Origin of the sequence: Xanthomonas citri pv. mangiferaeindicae, assembly GCA_002240395.1 — a bacterium.
GTDB classification, from domain to species: domain Bacteria; phylum Pseudomonadota; class Gammaproteobacteria; order Xanthomonadales; family Xanthomonadaceae; genus Luteimonas; species Luteimonas citri_A.
Window position 1 is genome coordinate 2389849 of record CP016836.1, and the last position, 23647, is coordinate 2413495.

General features: G+C 70.2%; 24 protein-coding genes and 1 pseudogene. 7 read left to right on the plus strand and 18 right to left on the minus strand.

Features of this window, described 5'->3' with window-relative positions; translation table 11 throughout:
* The gene (locus BEN78_10215) at window positions 1-795 is read left to right on the plus strand and encodes a thymidylate synthase (GenBank protein ID ASR45066.1); all 795 of its coding nucleotides are present in this window, start codon (window positions 1-3) and stop codon (window positions 793-795) included.
* On the plus strand, window positions 792-1337 hold the full coding sequence (locus BEN78_10220; GenBank protein ID ASR45067.1) for a diacylglycerol kinase: 546 nt from the start codon (window positions 792-794) through the stop codon (window positions 1335-1337). The genes BEN78_10215 and BEN78_10220 overlap by 4 nt, the downstream gene beginning before the upstream one ends.
* Here BEN78_10220 and BEN78_10225 read toward each other — a convergent pair.
* The 11 genes and pseudogenes from BEN78_10225 to BEN78_10275 form a co-directional block, all read right to left on the minus strand.
* Window positions 1322-1939, minus strand: coding sequence for a DUF1287 domain-containing protein (locus BEN78_10225; GenBank protein ID ASR43692.1), 618 nt, complete (start codon window positions 1937-1939; stop codon window positions 1322-1324). The genes BEN78_10220 and BEN78_10225 overlap by 16 nt on opposite strands.
* Window positions 1939-2772, minus strand: a pseudogene (locus BEN78_10230) (bis(5'-nucleosyl)-tetraphosphatase (symmetrical)). Before BEN78_10230 ends, BEN78_10225 begins: the two are co-directional and overlap by 1 nt.
* Window positions 2772-3155, minus strand: coding sequence for a Co2+/Mg2+ efflux protein ApaG (locus BEN78_10235; GenBank protein ID ASR43693.1), 384 nt, complete (start codon window positions 3153-3155; stop codon window positions 2772-2774). The pseudogene BEN78_10230 and the gene BEN78_10235 overlap by 1 nt, the downstream one beginning before the upstream one ends.
* 38 nt (window positions 3156-3193) lie before the next feature.
* Window positions 3194-4003, minus strand: coding sequence for a 16S rRNA (adenine(1518)-N(6)/adenine(1519)-N(6))-dimethyltransferase (locus tag BEN78_10240; GenBank protein ID ASR43694.1), 810 nt, complete (start codon window positions 4001-4003; stop codon window positions 3194-3196).
* 28 nt (window positions 4004-4031) lie between these two features.
* On the minus strand, window positions 4032-4379 hold the full coding sequence (locus tag BEN78_10245) for a tRNA-binding protein (protein ID ASR43695.1): 348 nt from the start codon (window positions 4377-4379) through the stop codon (window positions 4032-4034).
* Complete coding sequence (locus BEN78_10250) at window positions 4376-5356, minus strand: 4-hydroxythreonine-4-phosphate dehydrogenase PdxA (GenBank protein ID ASR43696.1); 981 nt, start codon at window positions 5354-5356, stop codon at window positions 4376-4378. The genes BEN78_10245 and BEN78_10250 overlap by 4 nt, the downstream gene beginning before the upstream one ends.
* A 3-nt stretch (window positions 5357-5359) precedes the next feature.
* Window positions 5360-6679, minus strand: a complete 1320-nt coding sequence (locus BEN78_10255; GenBank protein ID ASR43697.1) for a molecular chaperone SurA — start codon at window positions 6677-6679, stop codon at window positions 5360-5362.
* A complete protein-coding gene (locus BEN78_10260; protein ASR45069.1) occupies window positions 6676-9108 on the minus strand; it encodes an organic solvent tolerance protein in 2433 nt (810 codons plus the stop codon). Before BEN78_10260 ends, BEN78_10255 begins: the two co-directional genes overlap by 4 nt.
* 150 nt (window positions 9109-9258) lie before the next feature.
* Window positions 9259-10170 (minus strand): acetoin utilization protein, encoded by a 912-nt coding sequence (locus tag BEN78_10265; protein ID ASR45068.1) that lies wholly within the window; start codon window positions 10168-10170, stop codon window positions 9259-9261.
* Between the two features lie 40 nt (window positions 10171-10210).
* Window positions 10211-10762 (minus strand): ATP:cob(I)alamin adenosyltransferase, encoded by a 552-nt coding sequence (locus BEN78_10270; GenBank protein ID ASR43698.1) that lies wholly within the window; start codon window positions 10760-10762, stop codon window positions 10211-10213.
* 7 nt (window positions 10763-10769) lie between these two features.
* Window positions 10770-11357, minus strand: coding sequence for a hypothetical protein (locus BEN78_10275; protein ID ASR43699.1), 588 nt, complete (start codon window positions 11355-11357; stop codon window positions 10770-10772).
* A 100-nt stretch (window positions 11358-11457) separates the two neighbouring features.
* Here BEN78_10275 and BEN78_10280 point away from each other — a divergent pair, with 100 nt between their 5' ends.
* The 3 genes from BEN78_10280 to BEN78_10290 are packed head-to-tail and all read left to right on the plus strand — an operon-like array spanning window position 11458 to window position 14152.
* Window positions 11458-12666 carry a 2-octaprenyl-6-methoxyphenyl hydroxylase gene (locus BEN78_10280; protein ID ASR45070.1) on the plus strand — a complete coding sequence of 403 codons (1209 nt, stop codon included), beginning with the start codon at window positions 11458-11460 and terminating at the stop codon, window positions 12664-12666.
* On the plus strand, window positions 12663-13841 hold the full coding sequence (locus BEN78_10285) for a 2-octaprenyl-3-methyl-6-methoxy-1,4-benzoquinol hydroxylase (protein ID ASR43700.1): 1179 nt from the start codon (window positions 12663-12665) through the stop codon (window positions 13839-13841). The genes BEN78_10280 and BEN78_10285 overlap by 4 nt, the downstream gene beginning before the upstream one ends.
* The gene (locus tag BEN78_10290; protein ID ASR43701.1) at window positions 13817-14152 is read left to right on the plus strand and encodes a hypothetical protein; all 336 of its coding nucleotides are present in this window, start codon (window positions 13817-13819) and stop codon (window positions 14150-14152) included. The genes BEN78_10285 and BEN78_10290 overlap by 25 nt, the downstream gene beginning before the upstream one ends.
* 22 nt (window positions 14153-14174) lie before the next feature.
* Here BEN78_10290 and BEN78_10295 read toward each other — a convergent pair whose 3' ends face one another.
* The 7 genes from BEN78_10295 to BEN78_10325 all read right to left on the minus strand — a co-directional run bounded on the left by BEN78_10295 (window position 14175) and on the right by BEN78_10325 (window position 20195).
* Window positions 14175-15116: a hypothetical protein gene (locus tag BEN78_10295; protein ID ASR43702.1), complete on the minus strand. Its 942-nt coding sequence runs from the start codon at window positions 15114-15116 to the stop codon at window positions 14175-14177.
* A gap of 79 nt (window positions 15117-15195) precedes the next feature.
* Entirely contained in the window at window positions 15196-15534 is a 339-nt protein-coding gene (locus BEN78_10300) for a hypothetical protein (protein ID ASR43703.1), read from the minus strand.
* Window positions 15535-15555: 21 nt separating this feature from the next.
* Complete coding sequence (locus BEN78_10305; GenBank protein ID ASR43704.1) at window positions 15556-16653, minus strand: 23S rRNA (cytidine(2498)-2'-O)-methyltransferase RlmM; 1098 nt, start codon at window positions 16651-16653, stop codon at window positions 15556-15558.
* A 1-nt stretch (window position 16654) separates the two neighbouring features.
* Window positions 16655-17215, minus strand: coding sequence for a tRNA-specific adenosine deaminase (locus BEN78_10310; protein ID ASR43705.1), 561 nt, complete (start codon window positions 17213-17215; stop codon window positions 16655-16657).
* 39 nt (window positions 17216-17254) lie between these two features.
* The gene (locus tag BEN78_10315) at window positions 17255-17644 is read right to left on the minus strand and encodes a hypothetical protein (protein ID ASR43706.1); all 390 of its coding nucleotides are present in this window, start codon (window positions 17642-17644) and stop codon (window positions 17255-17257) included.
* Window positions 17645-17739: 95 nt separating this feature from the next.
* Window positions 17740-18291, minus strand: a complete 552-nt coding sequence (locus BEN78_10320; protein ASR45071.1) for a CAAX protease — start codon at window positions 18289-18291, stop codon at window positions 17740-17742.
* A 134-nt stretch (window positions 18292-18425) separates the two neighbouring features.
* A complete protein-coding gene (locus BEN78_10325) occupies window positions 18426-20195 on the minus strand; it encodes a glutamine--tRNA ligase (GenBank protein ID ASR43707.1) in 1770 nt (589 codons plus the stop codon).
* Window positions 20196-20353: 158 nt separating this feature from the next.
* Between BEN78_10325 and BEN78_10330 the strand changes: the two genes are divergently transcribed.
* Entirely contained in the window at window positions 20354-22591 is a 2238-nt protein-coding gene (locus BEN78_10330) for a hypothetical protein (protein ID ASR43708.1), read from the plus strand.
* 60 nt (window positions 22592-22651) lie between these two features.
* Window positions 22652-23584 (plus strand): hypothetical protein, encoded by a 933-nt coding sequence (locus BEN78_10335; protein ID ASR43709.1) that lies wholly within the window; start codon window positions 22652-22654, stop codon window positions 23582-23584.
* Window positions 23585-23647: the final 63 nt, after the last annotated feature.

Genomic DNA, 23647 nt, shown 5'->3' on the forward strand with positions numbered 1-23647 from the left:
ATGCGCCAGTACCTGGATCTGCTGCGCCATGTGCTCGAGCACGGCAGCGACAAGGCCGACCGCACCGGCACCGGCACGCGCAGCGTGTTCGGCTGGCAGATGCGCTTCGATCTGGCCGACGGCTTTCCGCTGGTCACGACCAAGAAGCTGCATCTGCGCTCGATCGTCCATGAGCTGCTGTGGTTCCTGAAGGGCGAGACCAACATCGGGTATCTCAAGGCCCACAAGGTCGGCATCTGGGACGAGTGGGCCGATGCCGACGGCGAACTGGGGCCGGTCTACGGTAAGCAGTGGCGACGCTGGACCGGCAGCGACGGTCGCGAGATCGATCAGATCCGCTGGGTCGTCGACGAGATCGTGCGCAACCCCGATTCGCGCCGGCTGATCGTCAGCGCCTGGAATGTCGCCGATCTGCCGCAGATGGCGCTGATGCCCTGCCACACGATGTTCCAGTTCTACGTGGTCGACGGCCGCCTGAGCTGCCAGCTCTACCAGCGCAGCGGCGACATTTTCCTCGGCGTGCCGTTCAACATCGCCAGCTACGCGTTGCTCACGCACATGGTCGCGCAGGCCACCGGCCTGGGCGTCGGCGATTTCGTGCACACGCTCGGCGACGCGCACCTGTACGCCAATCACTTCGAGCAGGCCCGCGAGCAACTCACGCGCACGCCGCGCTCGCTGCCGCGGCTGCGCTTGAATCCGGACGTGACCGACCTGTTCGCATTCGGCTACGACGACATTGCCTTCGACGGTTACGACCCGTGGCCGGCGATCAAGGCGCCGGTCGCGGTATGACGGCGCGGCAGTCGGCCGCGGGGGACCGTGTCGGCGAACGCGGTGCGCCGCGGATCGTGTTGATCGCAGCGCTCGATCGCAATCGCGCGATCGGCGGCGGCAATGCGCTGCTGTGGCATCTGCCCGACGATCTGAAGCGCTTCAAGGCACTGACGCTGGGCCAGCCGGTGCTGATGGGGCGACGCACCGCCGAGTCGATCGGCCGCGCGCTGCCCGGTCGCCGCAATCTGGTGCTGACGCGCTCGGGCCGCGTGCCATTCGACGGGATGGAAGCGGTCGCGTCGCTCGATGCGGCGCTCGCGCTGGCCGCGGGCGATGGCGCCCAGGCGCTGTGCGTGATCGGCGGCGGCGAGGTCTACGCGCTGACGCTGGCACGCGCTACACACCTGGCGCTGACCTGCGTCGATACCGAGGCTGACGGTGCCGACGCCTGGTTTCCGGCCTTCGACGCCGGCGACTGGATCGAGACCGCGCGGCAGGCGCACGCTGCCGACGCGCGCCACGCGCACGCGTTCGTGTTCGTCGATTACCGCCGCGCCTGAGCGGCCGACTCCGGCACGAGCGCCGGTCGGTAATGGCCGATGATGCGCCAGCGCAACAAGACGTTCTCCTCGCGCGTGCCGCGGGCGATGTTGTGCAGCACCAGCGGCGTACGGTCGTCGGCCTTGCGGTCGGACACGATGCCGATGTGCAGCAGGCCGTTGTCCAGGCGCCAGGCGACGATGTCGCCCGCTCGGTAATCGCCGCGGGCTTGCACGACGGGACGCGACCAGCCCTGGCGCGTGAACCAGGTCGTCTGGTTGGGCACGCGTCGATGGTCGATGTGCGGGTCGGCGGCCAGAAGCCGCCACTGGCGAGGGTAAGCCTGCGGATGGGCGCGTTTGTCCTGGTGGATGCGCTGTTGCAGGTCGATCCCCTGCGTGCGCAGTGCGCGCACCACGACATCGGTACAGACGCCGCGATCGGCCGGCACGTCGCCGCCGGGATAGTCCAGGCGGACGTAGGCCGGATCGTAGCGGACGGTGACGCCGACCTGACGCCGGGCGGCGTCTGCCAGCGGATGCGCGATCGCGCTCGCCGACAGTACCAGGCCGATCAGCACGAGCGCTGCCAGCCGGGGCTGCAGGCGCGGACGCCGGTTCATCTGGCCGGCGGCGGTACGTCGCGTCCGGGCACCTGCACGATGCGCAGGGTCTCGGCGTCGAGCTGCAGCGCGGTCAGCTTGCCGCCCCAGACCGCGCCAGTGTCGAGCGCGTGGATGCCGTGGCCGATGAACAGGCCCAGCGTCGACCAGTGGCCGCAGACGATCTTCAGGTCGCGCTCGGCACGGCCCGGGACCTCGTACCAGGGATAGAGCCCCGGTTGCTGGGTGCCGGGGGCGCCCTTCTCCTCGAACGCGATGCGGCCCTTGGGCGCGCAATAGCGCATGCGGGTGAAGATATTGATGATCGCGCGATCGCGGTCGGGCCCGGTCAGGTTCGGCGACCATGCGGGGCGATCGCCGTACATGTTACGCAGCAGCTTGCGATAGCCAGGGCTGCGCAGCTTGCGTTCGATCTCGGCGGCGTGCTTCTCGGCCAACTGGGTAGTCCAGCGCGGCGCAAGACCGGCGTGCAGCATCATCCAGCCCAGCGTGCGGTCCACGTGCAACAGCGGACAGGCGCGCAGCCAGTCGAGCAGCACATCGCGGTCGTGCGCAAACAGCACGCCGCGCAGATCCGGATTGACCTTGCGCTGGTCTTCTTCGCGACGCTCGGCGATCGCCAGCAGCGACAGATCGTGGTTGCCCAGCACACTGACGACGTTCTCGCGCAGCGAATGCACCAGCCGCAGCGTCTCGACCGACTCGCCGCCGCGATTGACCAGGTCGCCGCAGAACCACAGCCGGTCGACGGCCGGATCGAAGCGGATCGCCTCGAGCAATCGCGCGGTCGCACCGTAGCAACCCTGCAGGTCGCCGATCGCCCAGATCGCCATCAGTGCAGGGTACGCGGAACCGACAGCGTGAACGGCGGAATCGGGGCGTCGAAGTGCGCGCCGTCGTCGCCGACCATGTCGTAGCTGCCCTCCATCGTCCCGACCGCCGTCGACAGCACCGCGCCGGAGGTGTAAGTGAAGGCCTCGCCGGGCTCGAGCCGCGGCTGTTCGCCGACGACGCCGTCGCCATGCACTTCCTCGACGCGGCCATTGGCGTCGGTGATGATCCAGTGGCGCGAGACGAGCTGGGCCGGCAACCGGCCGACATTGCGGATACGAATGGTGTAGGCGAACACGTAGCGATCGTCGTCGGGCGTCGATTCCTCGTCGAGGAAGCGCGTCGCGATCTGGATTTCGAGGGTGTAGTCGGCAGTCTCGTCCATGGCGCGCTCAGTGTAGCGGGCGGCAATGAATGCTTCGACTATGGCGTGGCCGTATGGTTGGCCAGACGCACGAAATCGGCCACCGACAGCTGCTCGGCGCGTTGCTGGGGATCGATGCCGGCTGCCGTGATCGCTTCGGCGTCCATCGTGCCGCCCAGTGCGTTGCGCAGGGTTTTGCGGCGCTGGCCGAATGCGGCGCGGACAATATCGGCGAAGCGCTTGGGGTCGATGATGCCGATGCGCTCGGGCGCACGCGGCACCAGCCGCACGACCGCCGAGTCGACCTTCGGCGGCGGGCGGAACGCGCCTGGTCCAACGACGAACAGCGCAGTGACGTCGCAGTAGGCCTGCAGCATCACGCTCAACCGTCCGTAGACCTTGCTGCCAGGGCCTGCGGCCATGCGCTCGACGACTTCCTTCTGCAGCATGAAGTGCATGTCCACGATCGCGGCCGCATGCGCCAGCGCGTGGAACAGGATCGGCGAGGACAGGTTGTAGGGCAGGTTGCCGACCAGCCGGATCGGCGTGCCGTCTGCGAGCGCGGTCAGATCGACATCGAGCACATTGGCATGCACCAGAGTCAACGCACCGTGCGCGGCCGCCTGCGCGGTCAGTGGCGTCAACAGGTCGCGGTCGAACTCGATCGCCGTCAGGCTGCCGTGGCGGTCGAGCAACGGGAACGTCATCGCGCCCTGGCCGGGCCCGATCTCGACCAGGCGGTCGCCGGGCTTGGGGTCGATCGCCAGCACGATCTTGTCGACGACACCGCGCTCGTGCAGGAAGTTCTGGCCGAGCGATTTCTTCGGCGGTTCGGTGAAGCTGCCAGAGGCGGCGGAGGATCGGATCATGGGGCGGGTCGCAGAAAAAGAAGAGAGGTCACAGCAGCCGGGTGCCGGGCGCGATGTCGCCGTCGGGCACGCACAGCCGGACCTTGCCCTCGGTGTCGTGGAAGCCGGTAATCAGGCACTCCGACATCAGCGGGCCGATCTGTTTTGGGGGGAAGTTCACCACACCCACGACCAGCCGGCCGACCAGGGCCTCGGGTGCGTAGTGGTCGGTGATCTGCGCGCTGGACTTGCGCACGCCGATCTCGGGACCGAAGTCGACCTGCAGCACATAGGCCGGGCGCCGCGCCTTGGGAAACGCCTCGGCGGACACCACGCGGCCCACGCGCAGGTCGATGCGCAGGAAATCGTCCCAGCCGATCGGCGCGCCGGCGCTCATGCCACGGCCCGGCGATGGCGAGCGAGCGCGGCGCATTGGTCGATCGCACAGAACAGGCTCGACGGGTCGGCGCGGCCGCTGCCGGCGAGCGCGAGCGCGGTGCCGTGGTCCACCGCGACGCGGGGATACGGCAGGCCCAGGGTCAGGTTGACCGCCGATTCGAAACCGCTGTGCTTGAGCACCGGCAGGCCCTGGTCGTGGTACATCGCCAGCACCGCATCGACATCGGCCAGACGCGTCGGCAGAAACGCAGTATCGGCCGGCAGCGGGCCATCGAGGGCGAGCCCCTCGGCACGCAGCCGCGCCAGCACCGGGGCGATGATGTCGCGCTCCTCGAAGCCCAGATGGCCGTCTTCACCGGCATGGGGATTGAGGCCCAGCACCACGATCCGCGGCGCCTGCAGCCCGAAGTCGCGACGCAATGCGGTGTCGAGGATGTGCAACACGCGCTCGAGCACGGGCGCGGTGATGGCATCGGGGACGGCGCGCAGCGGCAGATGGGTGGTCGCGAGCGCCACGCGCAGTTGCGGGTTGGCGAGCATCATCACGACATCGCAGCCGGCGTCGTCGGCCAGCAGTTCGGTTGTGCCGGTATAGGGCACGCCGCCGGCATTGATCGCGGCCTTGTGCACAGGGCCGGTCACCAGGCCGTCGAAGCGGCCTTCGCGGCAACCGGCGGCAGCGTGCAGGAGCGCATCGAGAATGCTGCGCGCGTTGCGCGGGTCGGGCGTGCCGAACGCGGGGACATGCGCATGCGGGAGCTCGATCAGGCGCAGCGTACCGGGGGGCACCTGCGGTGCTTGGGCATCGGCGAAGGCGATCGGCAGCGCGATCGCGTCGGCGGCCCGACGCAAGGCCTCACGATCGCCGATCGCGACCAGGTCGGCCTCACAGGCGCGCCAGGCGGCGCGCACGCACAGCTCCGGGCCGACGCCGGCCGGCTCGCCCGGCACCAGCGCCAGCCTGGGCCGGGTCATCGCTCAGCCGCCGCCGCCGATCTCAGGATCGGGGTTGGGGCCGATGCGGACGCTGACATAGGCCTCGCCGCGCATCTCACGCACGTAGCGATCCCACTCGTCCTCGAGCTTGCGCTGGCCGATGGCCTCGCGCGCCTGCGCACGCCTGTTGTTGTCGTTGCCGGCCGACTGGCGGCTGGCCATGCGCTGGACGATGTGCCAGCCGGCCTGCGTGCGGAACGGCTGGGAGACATCGCCGTTGCCGAGCGCGGCAACCTGGCCGCCGAAGTCCGGGCCGAACTCGTCCTGCGTGAACCAGCCCAGGTCGCCGCCGTTGGCCTTGGTGGCATTGTCCTCGGAACTGTCGCGGGCGATCTGCGCGAAGTCGGCGCCACCCACGATGCGTGCGCGCAGCGAATCGGCACGCGCCTTGGCGGCGCTGTCGTCGTCGCCCTGGGCACGGATCAGGATGTGACGGGCCTGGTACTCGGTGACCGTGCCGGCGCCGCCGTTCTGGCTCGCGTCGCGCACGTCCACCAACTGCAGCAGCTGGAAGCCGCTGGGGCCGCGGATCGGGCCGATGACCTGGCCCGGCTGCAGCGAGGTGACCGAGGTCGCGAACGCGGCCGGGATCTCGTCGGTCCGGCGCCAGCCCAGGTCGCCGCCTTCCAGTGCGTTCGGGCTGTCGGAGTAGCGCACCGCCGCGGCCGAGAATTCCATCTCGCCACGGTCGATCAGGCCCTTGATGCCATCGATCTTCTGCTGACCGGTCTGGATCTGCTCGGGCGTGGCGCCCTCGGGCAGCGCGACGAGGATGTGCGCCAGGCGGTACTGAGCGCCGGTGGCCTGCGCCGACAGGGCGGCATCGACCTCGGCATCGCTGACCGAGATGCGGGTCTGTGCGAAGCGCTGGCGCATGCGCTGGATCAGCAGTTCGTCGCGCAGCGAGGCACGGAAGTCGTCGAACGACATGCCGTCGCCAGCCAGCTGACGACGCAACTGGTCCATCGAGAAGTTGTTCTGCTGCGCGATCGCCGCGATCGCCTGGTCGACTTCTTCGTCGCTCACGCGAACGCCCGTCTGCTGGGCACGCGCGGTCTGCAGGCGCAGCGTGATCAGCCGCTCGAGCACTTGGCGCTCGAGGATATCCTGCGGCGGCAACTGGTCCTGGCGGGTCGCGTACTGGGTACGGATGTTGTTCACCGCACGCTCGAGTTCGCTGGCGAGGATCACGTCCTCGTCCACGACCGCAGCGATGCGGTCGAGCGGTTGCAGGGTCTGGGCATGCGCGGCGGCGGCGCACAGCACGATGGCGGCCGCGAGGGAACGGATCAGTGTCTTCATTGGCTCAGGCCGGGAGTGATGGATTCATCGTCGTCGCTGTTGCGCAGCTCCGACGGCGGCACGAGATAGAGGTCGTCACGGTAGTAGCCGAGAATAGCACGGCGCAGACGGCCCTCCGTGTCGGGGCCGGCCGACCCCAGGCCCTTGAGTTCGATCTCGAACATGATGGCGTTGTTCAGATCACCCTGGCGGTTGCGCAGGTAGCGCCGGCCGACCACGCGAGCGGCCAGGCAGCAACTGTCCCACTGCACGCCAGCCACCGCTTCGAGCAACTGGTTGTCGGCGAGCGAGTAGTAGTAGCGCCCGACCAGGCTCCAGGTCGGGTTGATCGGATACAGGAATGACAGGTCGGCCTGCTCGATGAGGTTGCTGCGGCGGCGGTAGGCGAAGTTGACGATGCCGTCGTCGCCGATCAGATACCGGGTGCGGACACTGGCCAGGTCCTCTCGGCGGAACTTCGGGTCCCACTGGTAGCCGGCGCTGATCGTCCAGCGGTCGTTGATCGCGTACGTCGAGTCGGCGACCCAGGCCGAGCGTCCGCGCTCGATCTGGGTTTCGTTGCCGACTGTCACCCGCGAATCGTCCAGGTAGACGATCTGGCCCAGGCTCGCGCTGAGCTTCTCGCGGCCGTCGGACTCGCGGATCAGGCGCGTGCTCACTGCCAGCGTCACCTGGTTGGCGTCGGCCTGGCGGTCGGCACCCGAGTAGCGGTTGTCGCGGAACAGCTGGCCCCAGCCGAAGGTCAGCGGGCTGGTGTCGAACAGCGGCAGCGCCGACTGGTCGCGATAGGGCGAGTGCAGGTAGTAGATCCGCGGCTCGAGCGTGTGCAGGTAGTCCTCGCCGCGGAACCGGGTGTTGCGGTCGAAGAACAGCCCGGCATCGAGCGAGGTGATCGGCTGGCTGCGGCTGGGCGCGGTGTCGCGCAGTTGGCCGAAGGCCGCCTGGTATGGGCCTTGCAACTCGGCGGGAATCGGTTCGTTGGCGTTGAGGCCTAGCGCCCCGCGCGCGCGCTGGTCGGCGATCGAGTCGGCCAGCTCCCGGTCCAGCCCGTAGGCGGTATGCCGCCAGGCGAGAGTGGGGCGCAGGAACCAGCTCGGGCCCTCGAGCGGCATCGAGATGTAGGGCTTGAGGTCGACCCGGCTGCCGCCGGGCTTGGCGACATCGTCGACGTGCGAGAACCGGGTCGCGGTGGCGTTGACGCCCGCGGTGAACCAGCGCCCGTACGGCCGTTCCCAGGTGAAGTAGGCGTGCGGCAGCCGGTTGTAGGGCAGGATCGACTCGGGCAGCGTGTAGTCGGTCAGCAACTGGTAGTCGGCCAGCACGCCAGCATTCCAGTAGCCCTGCGGGCCTGATCTGCCCTGGCCGAAGACGCCGAGCTGGCTGACGCCGCTGATCGACGAGATGCCGTCGACGTTGTTGCTGGAGTCCTCCAGATACCGCGGGTCGCTCATCCAGGTCAGGTTCGCGCGCGCCTGCCAGGTCGGATTGAGATCGGCCGAGCCGCTGAAGGCCAGGAAGCCGCGGTCGTTCTTGCGGCGGTTCTCGGCGATCGGCACCTGGATCTGCTCGAGTTCGCGCTCGCGGCTGGCGAGCTTGTCGGACGGCAGATAGGCCACGTCGAGCACGCCGCGGGTGGCGTCGGTCATGAACCGGAATTCGGTGCCCAACTGCAGGCCGCGCTTGCTCATCCAGCGCGGCTCGAGCGTCATGTCGTAGTTCGGCGCCAGGTTGAGGTAGATCGGCTGCGAGTAGTCGAAGCCGTTACGGCTGGACTGCGAGATCCGTGGATAGAGCAGGCCGGAGATACGGCGCTCATCGATCGGGAAGCGGAACCAGGGCACGTACAGCACCGGCACCTTGCCCACGCGCAGGGTCGCGCTGCGGGCTGTGCCCATGCCCAGGTCGGTGTCGACGTCGATCTGCCGGGCCTTGAGTTCCCACCAGCGGTCGCTCGGCGGGCAGGTCGAGTAGGTCGAGCCCAACAATGCGCCCTGGGCACCCTCCATGCGGATGTGGTCGGCGCCGCCGTTGCCGCGCCGGGCCGTGAGCTGGTAGCGCACGTTGTCCATGCGATAGGCCTCGGCAATGGTGTCGCCCTGCAGCTTGTCGGCGACCACCCGCATGCCGGCGTCCTGGTAGCGCACGTTGCCATCGGCCACGAACGTGCCATCTTCCTCGGAATAGTCGAGGTCGTCTGTCCCCAGGAACTGGTCGCCACGCCGCAGCGTCACATTGCCCGAGAAGCTGCTGCTCTCGCCGGTGACCCCTTCGAAGGCGTCGCCGTCGATATCGGTCGGCTGACTTTCGCGATCCTCGACCGAGCCCACCGGTGCCTGGGCGTCGGCGAAGGCCGGGACGGCATCCTCGACCGGGCACAGCGCCCAGTAGTTGGGGCGTGGCAGGTCGTCGGCCTGGGCCGTGAGCGACAGCGCGATGCAGAACGGAAGGGGCAGCAGGCGGAGGGCGGGGCGCACGGTCGATCCGTTCGGCCAAAACGGGCGCCAGCATGCCGCATCCCTTGTGCAGCGGCAATGCAGCCCCTCGGCCTTCCGTTCACGTCCGCAGGCGCGGCCCGGCGCTCAGCTGGCCAGTGCCTGAAGGTGAGCGACGGCGCATTCGCGCAGCGCCTGCAGGTCGTAGCCGCCCTCGAGCATCGACACCAGGCGCCCTTCGGCGTGGCGGTCGGCCAGCACGACCAGCTCGCGGGTCAGCCAGGCGAAGTCCTCGGCCTCAAGCTCGAGTTGGGCCAGCGGGTCGAGGCGATGGGCATCGAAGCCGGCCGACACCAGCACCAGCTGCGGGGCGAACGCGTCGATCTCGGGCAGGATCCGCTCCCGCCAGGCCTCGCAGAAGCGGGCGCTGCCAGTGCCCGGCGCCAGCGGGATATTGACGATATTACCGACCCCGCGCTCGCGGCGCAGGCCGGTGTCGGGAAACAGCGGCAACTGGTGTGAGCTCAGGTACTGCACCCGCGGCTCCTGCTCGAAGATCGCCTGGGTGCCGTTGCCATGGTGCACGTCGAAATCAACGATCGACACCCGCATCAGCCCGTAGCGCTCCAGCGCATGGGCCGCGGCGACGGCGATGTTGTTGAACAGGCAAAAGCCCATCGCGATGTCGGTGGTGGCGTGATGACCGGGCGGGCGTACGGCGCAGAAGGCCCGGCGCAACTCGCCGTTGCAGACCAGATCGACCGCGGCGACACCGGCGCCCGCGGCATACAGCGCGGCCTGGGCCGAGCCGGGCGAGAGCACGGTGTCGGCGTCGAGCGGAATGCGTCCGGTCGGCTGCGATTCGAGCACGGTCTGCAGCAGGGTTTCGTCGTGCACCCGCAGCAATTGTCCGCGGGTGGCGGCCGGGGCCTGGCGCAGATCGAGGTCGGGGAACGCGGCCCGCAGTGCTTCGATCACCGCGACCAGCCGCTGCGGCCGCTCGGCGTGGTCGGGGCCAGTGTCGTGGTCCAGGCACGCGGCATGTGAGAACACCGGCACCTGCCGGTCGTCGCCGCCGAAGCCGATCGGGTGGTGCATGTCAGGCGCGCCGCCGGGGTTGCCACAGCACCTCGCCGTGGCCGTCGCCCCGGGCGATCACCCGGGCCAGCACGAACAGCAGGTCAGACAGGCGGTTGAGATAGCGCAGTGCCTGCGGCCGGACCGTCTCCACGCGCGACAGCGCGACAGCCTCGCGCTCGGCGCGGCGCACGATGGTGCGGACGAGATGGCAGCGCGCCGCGGCCTCGCCGCCGCCGGGCAGGATGAAGTCGCGCAGCGGCGGCAACGCGGCGTTGTGCTGGTCCAACTGCGCCTCTAGGTCCGCCACGTCCGCATCCTCGATCGCAGCGTGGCCGGGGATGCACAACTCGCCGCCCAGGTCGAACAGCCGGTGCTGGAGCGCGGTCAGCAGCGTGCGCACGTCCTCGGGCAGCGGCGTGGCGAGCAGCAGGCCGAGGGCCGAGTTCGCCTCGTCGACAGTGCCGTAGGCCGCCACCCGCAGCGCGTCCTTGCCGGTCCGGCTGCCGTCACCCAGGCCGGTCGAGCCGTCGTCGCCGGTGCGGGTGTAGATCCTGGAGAGGCGATGGCCCATCGCGTACTCAGTCGGCGCCCAGCGCGCGGGCCGTCGCGAACCGCGGCGCGACGCGCGCCAGCACCAGGTGGGCCATGACCGCGGCACCGACATAGAGGGCTGTCGTCCACAGGTAGGCCGGCAACCAGTCGGTGTAGTTCTTCCACCAGCCGGCCAAGGTCGGCGCCATGATGCTGTCGCTGATCCAGTAGAAGCTGCCCTGCGCTACCAGGTGGCAGAGCGCGACCGACACGATCAGCGCGGCTGCGAGCCTGGCCAGCGCCACAGCCGCACGTCCACCGCGGTATCGGCGTAGCCAGGCCCCACCCATCCACAGCGAAAAATGCGCCGGGATCAGGCACCAGTAGGCCGGCGATACGCAGTAGTGCTGCCAGAACGACAGGCCCTGGGCCTGGATGACGAGGGCATCGATCGCCACCGCCAGGACCATCAGTGCCGGAAATGCCAGACGCGTCCAAGGCCGCAAGTAGAGGCCGCCGAGGAAGAACACCGCCCAGGAGGCATCGGGGACCGCTGCAAAATGGTGCACGCGGGTGGCAGCCATCAGCAGGGCCAGCGAGGCGAGGATCGTGGCGCGACGGGCGGTGGCGGACATGCTGCGACTCCCGGCGGAGACGGATGAGACGGTCATTCTATCGGAGCGTCGGTCAGGCGGCGTGGCACGGCGGCCCATGCCGAACGCTTATCATCGCGCCATGAACCATGCACATCAGGTCCTGATCGTCGGTGGCGGGCTGGTCGGTGCCAGTCTGGCGATCGCACTCGATCGCGCCGGCGTCGACACCGGGCTGGTCGAGGCGACGCCGCCCGAGTCGATGCCGGCGGTGTTCGACGAGCGGAATCTCAGCTTCGCCGAGGCCACGGTCAACGCGCTGACCGCGCTGGGTGTGCTGCAGAAACTGCAGATGCCGCCGGGCCCGATCCGCCGCATCCATGTCAGCCGCCAGGGCGACTTCGGCCGCCTGCGGCTGGACGCCGCCGACTACGGCCGCGAGCAGTTCGGGCAGGTCGTGGTCGCCCGCGACTTCGGTCAGGCGCTGGAGTCGCGGCTGGGCGAACTGTCGCATTTGACCCGCTATCGGCCCGCGCGCTTCGTCGGGCTGGAGCCGGAGGCCGACGGCCGGCGCATCGTGCGCATCGCGGGCAGCGTGGGCGAGCAGCGGATCGGCGCGGCCCTGGTCGTCGCCGCCGACGGCACGGCGTCTGCCGTCCGTGCGGCATTGGGCATCGACACTCTGGAACACGACTATCGCCAGGATCTGTTCGTCGCGCGGCTGCGCACGGCGCGGGCGCCGGACGGCGGCGCGTTCGAACGCCTGACCGACAGCGGCCCGACCGCGCTGCTGCCACGTGGAGATCGCCACTACGGTCTGGTGCACGGCGTCGATCGCGACGCCGCCGACGCGGTCGCCGCACTCGACGAGGCCGCGTTCCTGACCCGCGTGCAAACGGCGTTCGGCTGGCGTGCGGGACGGTTCGAGGCCGTCGGCCCGCGCAGCCGCTACCCGCTGCGCCGCGTCGTCGCCGAACGCACCACCGCTGCGCGCGTGGTGCTGGTCGGCAATGCGGCGCAGACCCTGCATCCGATCGGCGCGCAGGGCTTCAACCTCGGCTTGCGCGATGCGCTGACGCTGGCCGAACTGGTCGCCGACGGTGGCGATCCCGGCGCGCCAGCATTGCTGGCGGCCTGGGCGGCGCGCCGGCATGAGGACCGTACGCGCACGCTGGCGTTCTCCGATGGCCTGGCGCGGCTGACCGCCAACCCCTCGCCGCTGCTGCGCCCGTTGCGCAGCGCCGGGTTGCTGGCGCTCGACGCCGACCGCGGCCTGCAGGCGATGCTCGCCGGCGGCGCGATGGGCTACCGCGGCGACGTGCCGGCGCTGTGTCGCGGAGCCACGGCATGAGCCGGCGCGGCGTGCGCGATGTCATGGTCGTCGGCGGTGGCGTGGTCGGTGCGGCCTGTGCGTTGGCGCTCGCTGGCCAGGACCTGGACGTGGTGCTGGTCGAGGCCAGGCCGCCGGCCGGCTGGACGGCGGCCGAGCCGGACCTGCGCGTCTACGCATTCGCGCACGACAACGCGCGGTTGCTGGCGCAGGTCGGCGTCTGGGACGCGGTGCGCGCCGCACGCGCGCATCCCTACCGACGCATGCGGGTCTGGGATGCCGGCGGTGGCAGCGAACTGGACTTCGACGCCGATGCGCTGGGCATGCGTGAGCTGGGCTGGATCGTTGAGCATGGCCTGCTGGTGGATCGGCTCTGGGCACGGTTGGCTGCGGCCGGGGTCGAGGTGCGCAGCCCGGCGACGGTCGAGGCGCTCGAGACTGCCGCAGACTCGGTCGCGCTGCGGCTGGCTGACGGGCCCCGGATCGAGGCGCGATTGGCGATCGCCGCCGACGGTGCCGGCTCGGCGCTTCGCCGCTTGGCTGGGATCGGTGCGCAGGCCCACGACTACGGCCAGAGCGGTGTGGTGGGGTATGTGCGCGGCGAGCAGCCGCACGAGGACACGGCCTGGCAGCGCTTTCTGCCGACCGGCCCGCTGGCGCTGCTGCCCTGCGGTGACGGCAGTTGTTCGATTGTCTGGACCTTGCCGGCCGACGAGGCCGCGCGCATGCGCAGCCTGGACGATGCCGCCTTTTCCGACGCATTGACGCGCGCCGCGGAAGGACGCTTCGGGCGGCTGACGCCGGTCTCGACGCGGGCGGCCTTTCCGCTGCGCCGCCAACTGGTCGACAGCCAGCACGCCGGGCGTGTGCTGGTGGTCGGCGATGCTGCACATGTGGTTCACCCGCTGGCCGGACAGGGCGTGAATCTGGGCTTGCGCGATGTCGCCGGCCTGGTGGAGACGGTGGCGCAGGCCCGCCGCCGCGGCGCGGTCTGGGATGCGCCGCACCGGCTGGCGCGCTGGGCGCGTACCCGGCGCAGCGATAACACCGTCGCGGCCTACGCGTTCGAGACCATCAATCGCGTCTATTCGACCGACGCGCTGGCACCGACGCTGCTGCGCAGCCATGCGCTGGGCATCGCGCAGGCGCTGCCGCCGCTGCGCAACCTGCTGTGGGCGCGCGCCGCCGGTCGCTGAGCCGGCGCGGCGTCGCCTGCCTGCGGGCGGCGACCTGCGTGGCCGCTTGGCTGGGCGCGGCGCCCGCGTTCGCGCTGCGGCAGTGTCCTGCGGTCAGCGACGATGCGGGCCTGTTCGCGTTCCTCGGCGTCGCCTGTCTGGTGCTGGCGGTCGTCGTCGGCGGCGCGTTGCCCTGGATCACGTTCCGCAGGCTCCGCGGGCAGCCGGCCGTCGCGGTCGTCCTCGGGCTGCTGCTGGCGATCATCGCGATGCTGGCGATCTGGGTCGCGGGTCTCTGGGTCTGGGGCGCCTGGGCGGTCATGCGCTGCTGACCGCGCTGGGCCCGCTGTCGCGTCAGCCCGCCGGGGGCTGCGCCTTGCCCGTCCGCAGCCGACGGATGCCCGACACCACCGCGACCGCCAGACCGCCGGCGACCACGCCCACGACCGCATTGATCAGCGTCGGCAGCAGCGCGCCGAGCACGGTGCCGACCGTTGGCAATGCGCCCAGGCCGGTTGCTGTCTCGTCGATCCAGGTCGCCAGGTCGTGGATGGCGTGGGTGATGATGCCGCCGCCGACCAGGAACATCGCCGCGGTGCCGACGATCGCCAGGCCTTTCATCAACCAGGGCGCGGCGCGCAGGATCGCGCGGCCTGCCGCCTGCGCCGCCGCCGAGGCGCGACGGGTCAGCGCCAGGCCGGCGTCGTCGAGTTTGACGATGCCCGCGACCAAGCCGTAGACCCCGACGGTCACCAGCGCCGAGATGCCGACGAGCACGCCCAACTGGGTCGCAAAGGGCTGACCGGCGACGGTGCCCAGGGCGATCGCGATGATCTCGGCCGACAGGATCAGGTCGGTGCGCACCGCACCGCGGATCTTGTCGCGCTCGAATGCCACCGGGTCGACATCGGCCGCGGCCAGCGCCGCGGTGCGCGCGGGTTTGTCGGCATCGTCTCGCGCGCGGTGCACGAGCTTGTGCAGGACCTTCTCGAAGCCCTCGTAGCACAGGAACAGGCCGCCAACCAGCAACAGCGGGGTGACCAGCCACGGCAGCCAGGCGCTGATCGCCAAGGCGCCGGGCACCAGGATCAGCTTGTTGCGCGCCGAGCCCTTGGCGACCGCCCAGACCACCGGCAGCTCGCGGTCGGCCTGGACGCCGGTGACCTGCTGCGCGTTGAGTGCCAGATCGTCGCCGAGCACGCCTGCGGTCTTGCGCGCGGCGACCTTGGTCATCAACGCGACATCGTCGAGCACGGTCGCGATGTCGTCGAGCAGGGTCAGCAGGCTGAAGGCCATCGCAAGGGCGCCGAAAAAGGAGAGGTCGGCGCGCAGTATCCGTCAGCGCGGTGAGCGCGCAATCACGCGCCCCGGAACATCACCGGGCCAGTGCGTAGGCGGCGAGCGCGAAGGCCAGCGCCGCGGCGGTTGCGGCGGCCACGGCCAGCCGGTTGGACAGCACCAGCCGCCGCTCCAGGCGCTCGGCACCCAGTTGCAGCACCTCGATGGTCTTCTGCATGTCGACGGCGAGCTTGGTGATCGAGTCGGCGTTCTGGCTCGCCGCATCCTGCAGTTCGCCGATCTGCGCGTCGATCACGTCGAGTCGCCGCTGCTGGCCGAGGTCAATCTGGGGCGGCGTGCGGGTGAAGATCGGCCGTGCCAGCCGGACGATCTCGGGCAGGTAGGGGGCGACGGCGGTGATCCAGCCTGCGGCCATGGCATGTCCTCCGGTGCGCGTCTACTCGACGCTGGCGTAGACCGTGATCTCTTCGCGGTCGTGGTAGAGCTGGCGGGCACGCAGCGTCAGCGTCGCATGCTCGCCGGCGTTGTTGGCGAACAGGTCCAGCGCCAGCAGCGTTTCCTGCCAGCGCTTCTTCATCGGCAGCTTGAGATTGAAGATCGCGTGCCGGCACCAGCCCTCGCGGAACCAGGTGGCCATGCGTTCGGCCACGCGGCGCGGCTGTTCGACCATGTCGCACACCAGCCAGTCGACCGGGCCGACGGGCTGGTAGCGGAAGCCGTCCACGCGGTGGTGATCGACCAGGCCGGTGTCGAGCAGGTCGGCCTGCATCGGCCCGTTGTCGACTGCGACCACGCGCATGTGCTCGCGCGTCAGCACCCAGGTCCAGCCACCGGGGGCCGCGCCAAGGTCGACCGCGCGCATGCCCGGCTTGATGCGGGCATTGCGCTCGCGCTCGGTCAGCAGGGTCATGAAGGCCTCTTCGAGCTTCAGCGCCGAGCGCGACGGCGCCTCGGTGTGCGTGCGCAGGCGCGGGATGCCCATCGCCCAAGGGGCGCTGTCGCCGACGATCGATTGCGCGATGAAGGCGTGGGTGCCACTGACGAAGAAGACGTGCAGGCGCGGGAAACGCGCTTCGTCCTTCTGGCTCAGGAAACCGCGCTTGCGCAGCGCCGGACGCAGCGCGTTGCCGAAGCTGCGTGCCAGGCCGGCGAGCTGTTTGCCGTCGTCGGAATCGGGATGCTCGACGATCAGCTCGCCATGACGTCCGCGGCCGGCCAGCGCCTCGAAGATCGGCGTGATCCGGTCGGTCGGGTCCAGATCGCGCAACTCGGCCAGCAACATCAGCTTCTGGCGCGCGAAGATCAGTTCGCGGAACGGTAGTTCGTGGGTCAGGGCCGGGCCATTGTCGGAATGGAACAGCACGTAGCCATCGCCGCGCCTGGCCTGCGCATAGCCGGCGACGCGCACGCCGGCGGCACGTTCGGTCAGCTCTGCGGCGAGATCGGATTCGAAGCCAGGGCGGCAATAGCACAGCAGGCCGCTGACCGGCGCGGCCGTGCCGAGGTCCGACTGGACCGGGTCGATGTCGTGCATGTCAGTACTTCGCTCCTTCGGATTCGCCGTAGGTGCGCAGCACCGTGCAGGCCTCGTCGCGCAACAGGTCGCGCACGACCGCAATGCCGCGGCCGGTCAGGGCGCCGACCCAGTCTTCGGGCAACGGGCCTTCGTCGAAGGGCGTCAGCGCCTCGACGTCCTCGGCGCGCGCGCCGATCAGCAGCCGGTCGATGCCGGCCCACACGGTGGCGCCGTAGCACATGCAGCAGGGCTGCGACGAGGTCGCCAGCGTTACCGGGCCGATGCGCTCGTTGAGCCGCGGCGTCTGCAGCCGTTGCTGCGCCAGCATGTAGGCCATCGTCTCGGCGTGGGCGACCGAGCAGGTGTGCGGCATCACCCGGTTCACGCCGACCGCCACGATGCGGTCCTGGCCGTCGAAGACCGCCGCGCCGAACGGGCCGCCACTGGCGGCCTCGACATTGCGCCGCGACAGCGCGATCGCGAGCGCGACCTTGGCCTCGTCGCCGGGATAGGTGCGCGCCGTGTCGACATGCTCGTGGACCCAGGCGGGCAGGGTGAGGTGGACTTGTGCGTACAGCATTGCAGATACCTTGGAAGAAGCCAGGCGGCGAAGCCGCGGTCAGCGCGTGTGCACGCCCATCGGCGCCGCTTCGCAGCGGTTGGAGACGCAGCGGCAGGCCTCGATCTGCCGGAAACCGCAGACCGAGGCCAGCCCGCGCGCGGCGCAGTCGGCCGCGACGGCCTGCGGATCGACCGCGGCGTCGCGATGGACGCAGGCCGGATAGACGCCGCAGCAGTTGCCGACATTCTTGACCACGCAGTCGGCGTCGACCTCGCAGCCGGTGTCCGGGGCAAGCGGATTGCCGGTGCCGACCGACAGGGCCGGGGGCGCGCCGGCCGGCACGCCCGCCGGCGGTGTGCTCGGTGTGTGCGGCGCGGCGCAGGCCGCGAGCATGAGGACCGACACGAGGGCGCAGAGGCCGAACAGGAAGGGGCGCAAACGATTCATCGGCGCGATGGTACCGCCCTGGCGCGTCGGCCGTGTCGAACGCGCGCTGCGGGCGCATGTCGGCACGCGCAGGTTGGGGGAGGGAGGCGCCGGTGTCAGACCCAGCCCTGGTACAAAGTGAACACGCCCCAGGTATCGATGAGGCCGTGGGCGAGCACCAGCGCCCAGAGGTTGCGTCCCGAGCGCAGATAGGCTGCACAGAACAGCGCGCCGACCAGGCCAGTCAACACGATCCCCGCCAGTCCTTGATCTGCATGCATCAGGCCGAACACGACGCCGCCGACCAGCGTCGCAAGGGCGCCGCGCACAGGCGTGGCGCGGAACAATGCCGCCAGCTGATGGACCAGAAACGCACGGAAGACGAGCTCCTCGCCCAGCGCGGCACTGAGCCAGGCCCCCAGCACCAGATCGCGCGCCATCGGAACGTTGCCGCGCAGCGCGCCGTAACCGCTGTAGTCCACCGGCGTTCCGGTCAGCCGGTCGACCAGCGGCTCGAGCACCGGGCCGATGATACCTGCGACCAGGATGACCAGCGCAGCCGTCCAGCCGAGTGTTGCCCACAGGCTCTGTCGCCCGAAGCCGGCGGCCCGCCACCGGCGTGTCTCGACCAACACCCAGGTCACGCCGAGCGCCCCGACGATCGGCATCCGCCAGGGAAACGGCAGCCACTGGACGTAGGCCAGCGACAGGACCACTGCGATCGCCCCCAGGCGAACGAGCGGGTGCGTCATCCACGACGGACCCATGTGCATGTCCGGCGCCGACGTGGGCGTGTCGGCCATCAGCCGCCGGGCTTGGCCGAGGTCCAGACGTCGCGCAAGGTGACGCTGCGGTTGAACACCGGCTTGTCTGTGGCGTGGTCGTAGCGGTCGGCGACGAAGTAGCCCAGGCGCTCGAACTGGAACGCCTGCTCGGGTGCGGCCTGCGCGGCGGCCGGCTCCACGTAGCCGGTGGTGCTGCGCTTGGACTCGGGATTGAGATGGTCGTGGTAGGTCTTGCCGGTGGACTCGTCATCAGGCTTTTCGACGACGAACAGGCGGTCGTAGAGCCGCACCTCGGCCTGGACCGCATGCGCCGCACTGACCCAGTGGATCGTGCCCTTGACCTTGCGGTTGGCGCCTTCCATGCCGGGCCGCGACTCGGGATCGAGCGTGCCGCGCAACTCGACGATCGCACCGTCGGCGTCCTTGATCACCTCATCGACGCGCACGATGCCGGCGCCGCGCAGGCGCACTTCGCCGCCGGGCACCAGGCGCTTCCATCCCTTGGGCGGCACTTCGGCGAAATCCTCGCGCTCGATCCACAGCTGCCGCGAGAACGGCACCTCGCGCGTGCCCTGCGCCTCGTCCTTGGGATGGTTGGGGAAGGTCAGCGTTTCGGCATGCCCCTCGGGCAGGTTGGTCAGCAGCAGCTTGAGCGGGTCGATCACCGCCATGCGCCGCGGCGCGCGTGCATCGAGGTCGTCGCGCAGCGCACCTTCGAGCACCGAGAAGTCGATCACCGAGTTCTGCTTGCTGATGCCCACCCGATCGACCAGCAACCGCAGGCTCGCAGGCGTATAGCCGCGGCGACGCAGCCCCTGCAGCGTGTACATGCGCGGGTCGTCCCAGCCGTCGACCAGGCCGTCGGCGACCAGTTGGGTGAGCTTGCGCTTGCTCATCACCGTGTAGTTGATGTTCAGGCGCGAGAACTCGATCTGACGCGGCTTGGCCGCGACGACCGGCAGGCCACGCGCAGTCAACGATGCGAGCAGTTCGGGATGTCCGGCCAGGTCGACTCGGTCGACGACCCAGTCGTAGAGCGGGCGATGGTCTTCGAACTCCAGCGTGCACAGCGAGTGGGTGATGCCTTCGACCGCGTCGCCCAGCGCGTGGGCATAGTCGTACATCGGATAGATCGGCCACGCATCGCCGGTATTCTGGTGGGCAAGATGCTTGATCCGGTAAAGCGCCGGGTCGCGCAGATTCATGTTGCCGCTGGCCATGTCGATCTTCGCGCGCAGCGTGCGCGTGCCGTCGGCGAACTCGCCGGCGCGCATGCGCCGGAACAGGTCCAGGTTCTCGTCCACGCTGCGGTCGCGGAACGGCGAATTGCGGCCCGGCTCGGTCAGCGTGCCGCGGTACTCGCGGACCTGCTCGGCGGTCAGGTCACAGACGAAGGCATCGCCCTGCGCGATGAGCTTCTCGGCGGCCAGGTAATAGACCTCGAAGTAGTCCGAGGCGTGGCGCAGTTCGGCCCAGTCGAAGCCCAGCCAGCGCACGTCGTCCTCGATCGCACGCACGAACGCCAGGTCTTCCTTTTCCGGGTTGGTGTCGTCGAAGCGCAGGTTGCACCGCCCGCCGAACTCGTCGGCGATGCCGAAGTCCAGGCAGATCGCCTTGGCGTGGCCGATGTGCAGATACCCATTGGGCTCAGGCGGGAACCGGGTCCGGACCGTCGTGTGCCGGCCGCTGGCGAGGTCCTCGCGGACGATCTGCCGGATGAAGTCCTGGCGCACCGGAGCGGCGGCGTCGGTGGGCGGGGCGGCGGATTCGATCGGACCTGCGGACATGGGGCGGACGGCTCGGGAAAGGCGGAATGAACTGCGCAGTGTAGCGGACCGGTCGGCAGGGCCGGCGGTGGCCGAGCCTGCCCGGGGCGCGGCGCTTGTGTGACCGCCGATGACATAATGTTGTGACGGAGTACGGATTTCCGACGGGAAGGAGCAGGATGCAGCGCGACAGCGACAAGGCGCGCGGGCGGCGCGTGGGCGACGATGTGTCGGCCGCGCGCCGACGTGTGCGAGAGGGCCCGCCGATGACGAGCAGCGAACGTGCGCGTGCGATTCCCGGCCACGGTTGGGTGCTGGCCGGCTGCCTGCTGGTATTGCTGGGCCTGTTCGTCGCGCTGGTCGCCTCCACCCAGTTGCGGCCGGGCGAGCGCCGCGCGGTCGAGGTCCTGCCACCGGCGCCCGACGCGTCCCCCGGGGCAGAGGCACGCCTGCGCTTCACGCTGCCGAGCGGCGATGCCGCCGGTGGGCGCTGGGCACTGTGGTTTCCCCGTGAGATGGTCGAGGGGCTGCAGTTGCAAGCCGCCGATGGCTGGCGCAGCGAGCCGCGTGGCTTTTTCCAGGTCGGCGACGACGAGGGCATGTTGCCGACTGGCTATGGCTTCGTGCTGCCGGAGTGGCAGGGCCCGGTGGAACTGACGCTGCATGCCGACCGGCCGCTTCCGGCGACGATGCGGCCGGTGCTGGCCCGCGCCGTCGACGTGCGGCGGATCGAGCGCTCGGGCGTCGCGCTGGCTGGCGCCGTCTATGGTGGGTTGCTGGCGTTGGCGGCGATGGCGCTGGCGCTGGCGCACGCCTCGCGCGACCGCCTGTTCGTGGGGTTCTTCGGCTATGTGGTCGTGCTGGTGCTGCTGCTGCAGGCCCGCAACGGGCATCTGTACGGGCTGCCCGGCGCATCGCTGCTGGGGGCGTGGCGCGAGCAGGGCGTTTCGGCACTGGCGCTGCTCTATGCCGCGGTCTGGCTGTCACTTGTGCGTGCCTACGCGATGCCCGGACGTGACGACCGTCTGGTGCGTATCGTCCGCGTACTGGCGATGGTATTGGCGGCGCTGGCTGCGGTCTGCGCCCTGCGCTTGCCGGCGCTCGATGGCGTCATCGAGCGCATCACTGCCTACGGCTGGCTGCTGGCGGGCATCGCGGGGCTGGCGATGCTGGTCGATGGTGCACGCCGCGGCGTCGTCTTGGCCGGTTGGTTGCTGGTGACCGCATTCGTGCCAGTCATCGCCGCTGCCTGGGCCGCCCTGGTCCGGCACGGGCTCGCCGCCGACGTGCCGCTCGTCCACCTGGGGTATCAGGGCGGCGCGGTCGCGTTCGTCCTGGTGCTGGGGCTGGCCCTGGTGCAGCGGATCGGCGACTACCGCGACCAGCGCGATCGCGACCGGATCGCGCGGATGGAGACCGAGCGCCGCATGCGCCGCGAGGCGGCCCGCGCGAATCTGTCGGCGGCCCTGCAGGCCCAGCTCGACGGGCTGGATGCGGGGGAGCTGCCGGCCTGCGGCTTTCGCTTGCTGGTCGAGCACCTGATGCCGCTGGTGCCCGCCGAGTCGTGTGCGGTGCTGTTGCGCGGCTATCTCGGTGTGGACCAGGTCTTCGTCGAGCCGGCCGGCGTGGCCGGGCGCGTCGAACGCAGCCTGGCCTCGCGCGAGCAGGCCTTGCGCCGGCTGGCGGTTGCCGGCGTGGCGACCCAGCAACCTGCGCCGGACGAGGGGCGCGGGCCGGCGGTCGAGGCGTGGGTGCCGCTGCAGATGCGCACGCCGGTCTGGGGCGTGCTGGTGATGCGCCGTGCCGGCGACGCCGGGTTTCTGCCTGAGGACATGGCGCTGATCGCCGAACTGCTGCGGCTGGTGCAGCAGCACGTCGACCAGGCGGCGGCCGCGCTCAAGCTGCGCCGCTCGGCCGAGATGGACGCACTGACTGGCACCATGAACCGCCGCATGCTTGACCAGTGGGTGGCGCGGATCTTCGCCGATGCGGAACGCGACGAACGGCCGGTCTCGGTGCTGTTCGTCGACCTGGACCACTTCAAGTCGGTCAACGATCGCTACGGCCACGCCTGCGGCGACGACTGCTTGCGCCGGGTCGCGGCCGCGCTGCAAGGCGCATTGAGCGACGGCGCGGTGTTCGGCCGTTACGGCGGCGAGGAGTTCATGGTCGTGCTGCCGGGCCTGGAGGGCGCGCGGGCGCGGGTCATCGGCGAGCGCATGCGCATGGCGGTCGAGGAGGTCGATGTCCGCCACGAGGGCACGCGCGTCGGGCTGTCGGTCAGCATCGGCATCGCGACCCGACGTCGCGGCGAACGCACCGCCGCCGAGACGCTGGCGCGCGCCGACAAGGCGCTCTACGCCGCCAAGCACGAGGGCAGGAATCGCGTCCGGATGGCGCCGGCCGTCTTCGCCTGAGGTGCCGGCCGGGGGCAGGGCGCTGCTACGCTGCCGCTCCCCCATCGCTGGATCGGTGCCATGCAGGACGTTCCCGCCGGCCGCGCTGCACTCGCGAGCATGTTGGCCGGCGCCGTGTTGATCGGCAGCAACGGCCTGATGGTGCGCTTGGCCGGCACGCCGCCGACGATCTCGGCGTTCTACCGCATGCTGTTCGCCGGCGCCCTGCTCACGCTCTGGGTCGCGCTGCGTCGCGATTGGCGGCCGATTCCGGCACGGCTATGGTGGCTGGCGCTGTTGCCCGCCGCCGCGTTCGCGGCCGACCTGTGGCTGTGGCATCGCAGCATCCTGCTGATCGGCCCCGGCCTGGCAACGCTGCTGGCCAATGCGCAGGTGTTCTTCATGGCGCTTGCCGGGATGGTGCTGTTCGGCGAACGCCTGGGACCGCGCTTTCTGGGCGGCATCGTGCTCGCCTTCGCGGGGCTGTGGCTGCTGCTGGGTGCCGACTGGGCCGCGCTGCCGGCCGACTACCGCTGGGGCGTGTGGCTGGGGCTGGGAACCGGACTGTGCTACGCGGTCTACAACGTCGGTCTGCGCCAGGTGCAGCGCGCCGGACAGCGGCTGGCGCCGCTGCGCGCCGCGCCGATCGCGCAGGTGCTGGCGCTGGTGTCGCTGCTGTGCGCGGTGCTGCTGGGGCTGGCGGGTCTGGCCGAGGGCGTGTCGTTCGCGATCCCGAGCTGGCGTGCCCTGGCCTGGTTGCTGTTGCTGGCCGGGCTCGGGCATTGCCTGAGCTGGATGCTGATCTCGCGGGCGATGCAGCAGTTGCCGGTCGCACTGGTGGGCCTGTTGCTGCTTGCCCAGCCGGTGTGCGCGTTCGTGCTCGATCTGGTGGTGTTGCAGCGGCCGACGGTGCCGCGCGAATGGCTGGGGCTGGCCTGCACGCTGGCGGGCATCTTCCTCGCCGGGCTGAAGGGCAGCGATCGCGCGCGGGCATCTGAGCCGCAGCGCCCTTGAACCCCGGGTCGGCATGCCGCATCCATGAGAGGCGGCGACCGGCCGCATCCGCAGGAGGGTTCG

Bases quoted from the DNA above. Each gene is read 5' to 3' on its own strand.
- BEN78_10215 (ASR45066.1), top strand. From the start codon at position 1: ATGCGCCAGTACCTGGATCTGCTGCGCCATGTGCTCGAGCACGGCAGC.
- BEN78_10220 (ASR45067.1), top strand. From the start codon at position 792: ATGACGGCGCGGCAGTCGGCCGCGGGGGACCGTGTCGGCGAACGCGGT.
- BEN78_10225 (ASR43692.1), bottom strand. From the start codon at position 1,939: ATGAACCGGCGTCCGCGCCTGCAGCCCCGGCTGGCAGCGCTCGTGCTG.
- BEN78_10235 (ASR43693.1), bottom strand. From the start codon at position 3,155: ATGGACGAGACTGCCGACTACACCCTCGAAATCCAGATCGCGACGCGC.
- BEN78_10240 (ASR43694.1), bottom strand. From the start codon at position 4,003: ATGATCCGATCCTCCGCCGCCTCTGGCAGCTTCACCGAACCGCCGAAG.
- BEN78_10245 (ASR43695.1), bottom strand. From the start codon at position 4,379: ATGAGCGCCGGCGCGCCGATCGGCTGGGACGATTTCCTGCGCATCGAC.
- BEN78_10250 (ASR43696.1), bottom strand. From the start codon at position 5,356: ATGACCCGGCCCAGGCTGGCGCTGGTGCCGGGCGAGCCGGCCGGCGTC.
- BEN78_10255 (ASR43697.1), bottom strand. From the start codon at position 6,679: ATGAAGACACTGATCCGTTCCCTCGCGGCCGCCATCGTGCTGTGCGCC.
- BEN78_10270 (ASR43698.1), bottom strand. From the start codon at position 10,762: ATGGGCCATCGCCTCTCCAGGATCTACACCCGCACCGGCGACGACGGC.
- BEN78_10275 (ASR43699.1), bottom strand. From the start codon at position 11,357: ATGTCCGCCACCGCCCGTCGCGCCACGATCCTCGCCTCGCTGGCCCTG.
- BEN78_10280 (ASR45070.1), top strand. From the start codon at position 11,458: ATGAACCATGCACATCAGGTCCTGATCGTCGGTGGCGGGCTGGTCGGT.
- BEN78_10285 (ASR43700.1), top strand. From the start codon at position 12,663: ATGAGCCGGCGCGGCGTGCGCGATGTCATGGTCGTCGGCGGTGGCGTG.
- BEN78_10295 (ASR43702.1), bottom strand. From the start codon at position 15,116: ATGGCCTTCAGCCTGCTGACCCTGCTCGACGACATCGCGACCGTGCTC.
- BEN78_10300 (ASR43703.1), bottom strand. From the start codon at position 15,534: ATGGCCGCAGGCTGGATCACCGCCGTCGCCCCCTACCTGCCCGAGATC.
- BEN78_10305 (ASR43704.1), bottom strand. From the start codon at position 16,653: ATGCACGACATCGACCCGGTCCAGTCGGACCTCGGCACGGCCGCGCCG.
- BEN78_10310 (ASR43705.1), bottom strand. From the start codon at position 17,215: ATGCTGTACGCACAAGTCCACCTCACCCTGCCCGCCTGGGTCCACGAG.
- BEN78_10315 (ASR43706.1), bottom strand. From the start codon at position 17,644: ATGAATCGTTTGCGCCCCTTCCTGTTCGGCCTCTGCGCCCTCGTGTCG.
- BEN78_10320 (ASR45071.1), bottom strand. From the start codon at position 18,291: ATGCCGATCGTCGGGGCGCTCGGCGTGACCTGGGTGTTGGTCGAGACA.
- BEN78_10325 (ASR43707.1), bottom strand. From the start codon at position 20,195: ATGTCCGCAGGTCCGATCGAATCCGCCGCCCCGCCCACCGACGCCGCC.
- BEN78_10330 (ASR43708.1), top strand. From the start codon at position 20,354: ATGCAGCGCGACAGCGACAAGGCGCGCGGGCGGCGCGTGGGCGACGAT.
- BEN78_10335 (ASR43709.1), top strand. From the start codon at position 22,652: ATGCAGGACGTTCCCGCCGGCCGCGCTGCACTCGCGAGCATGTTGGCC.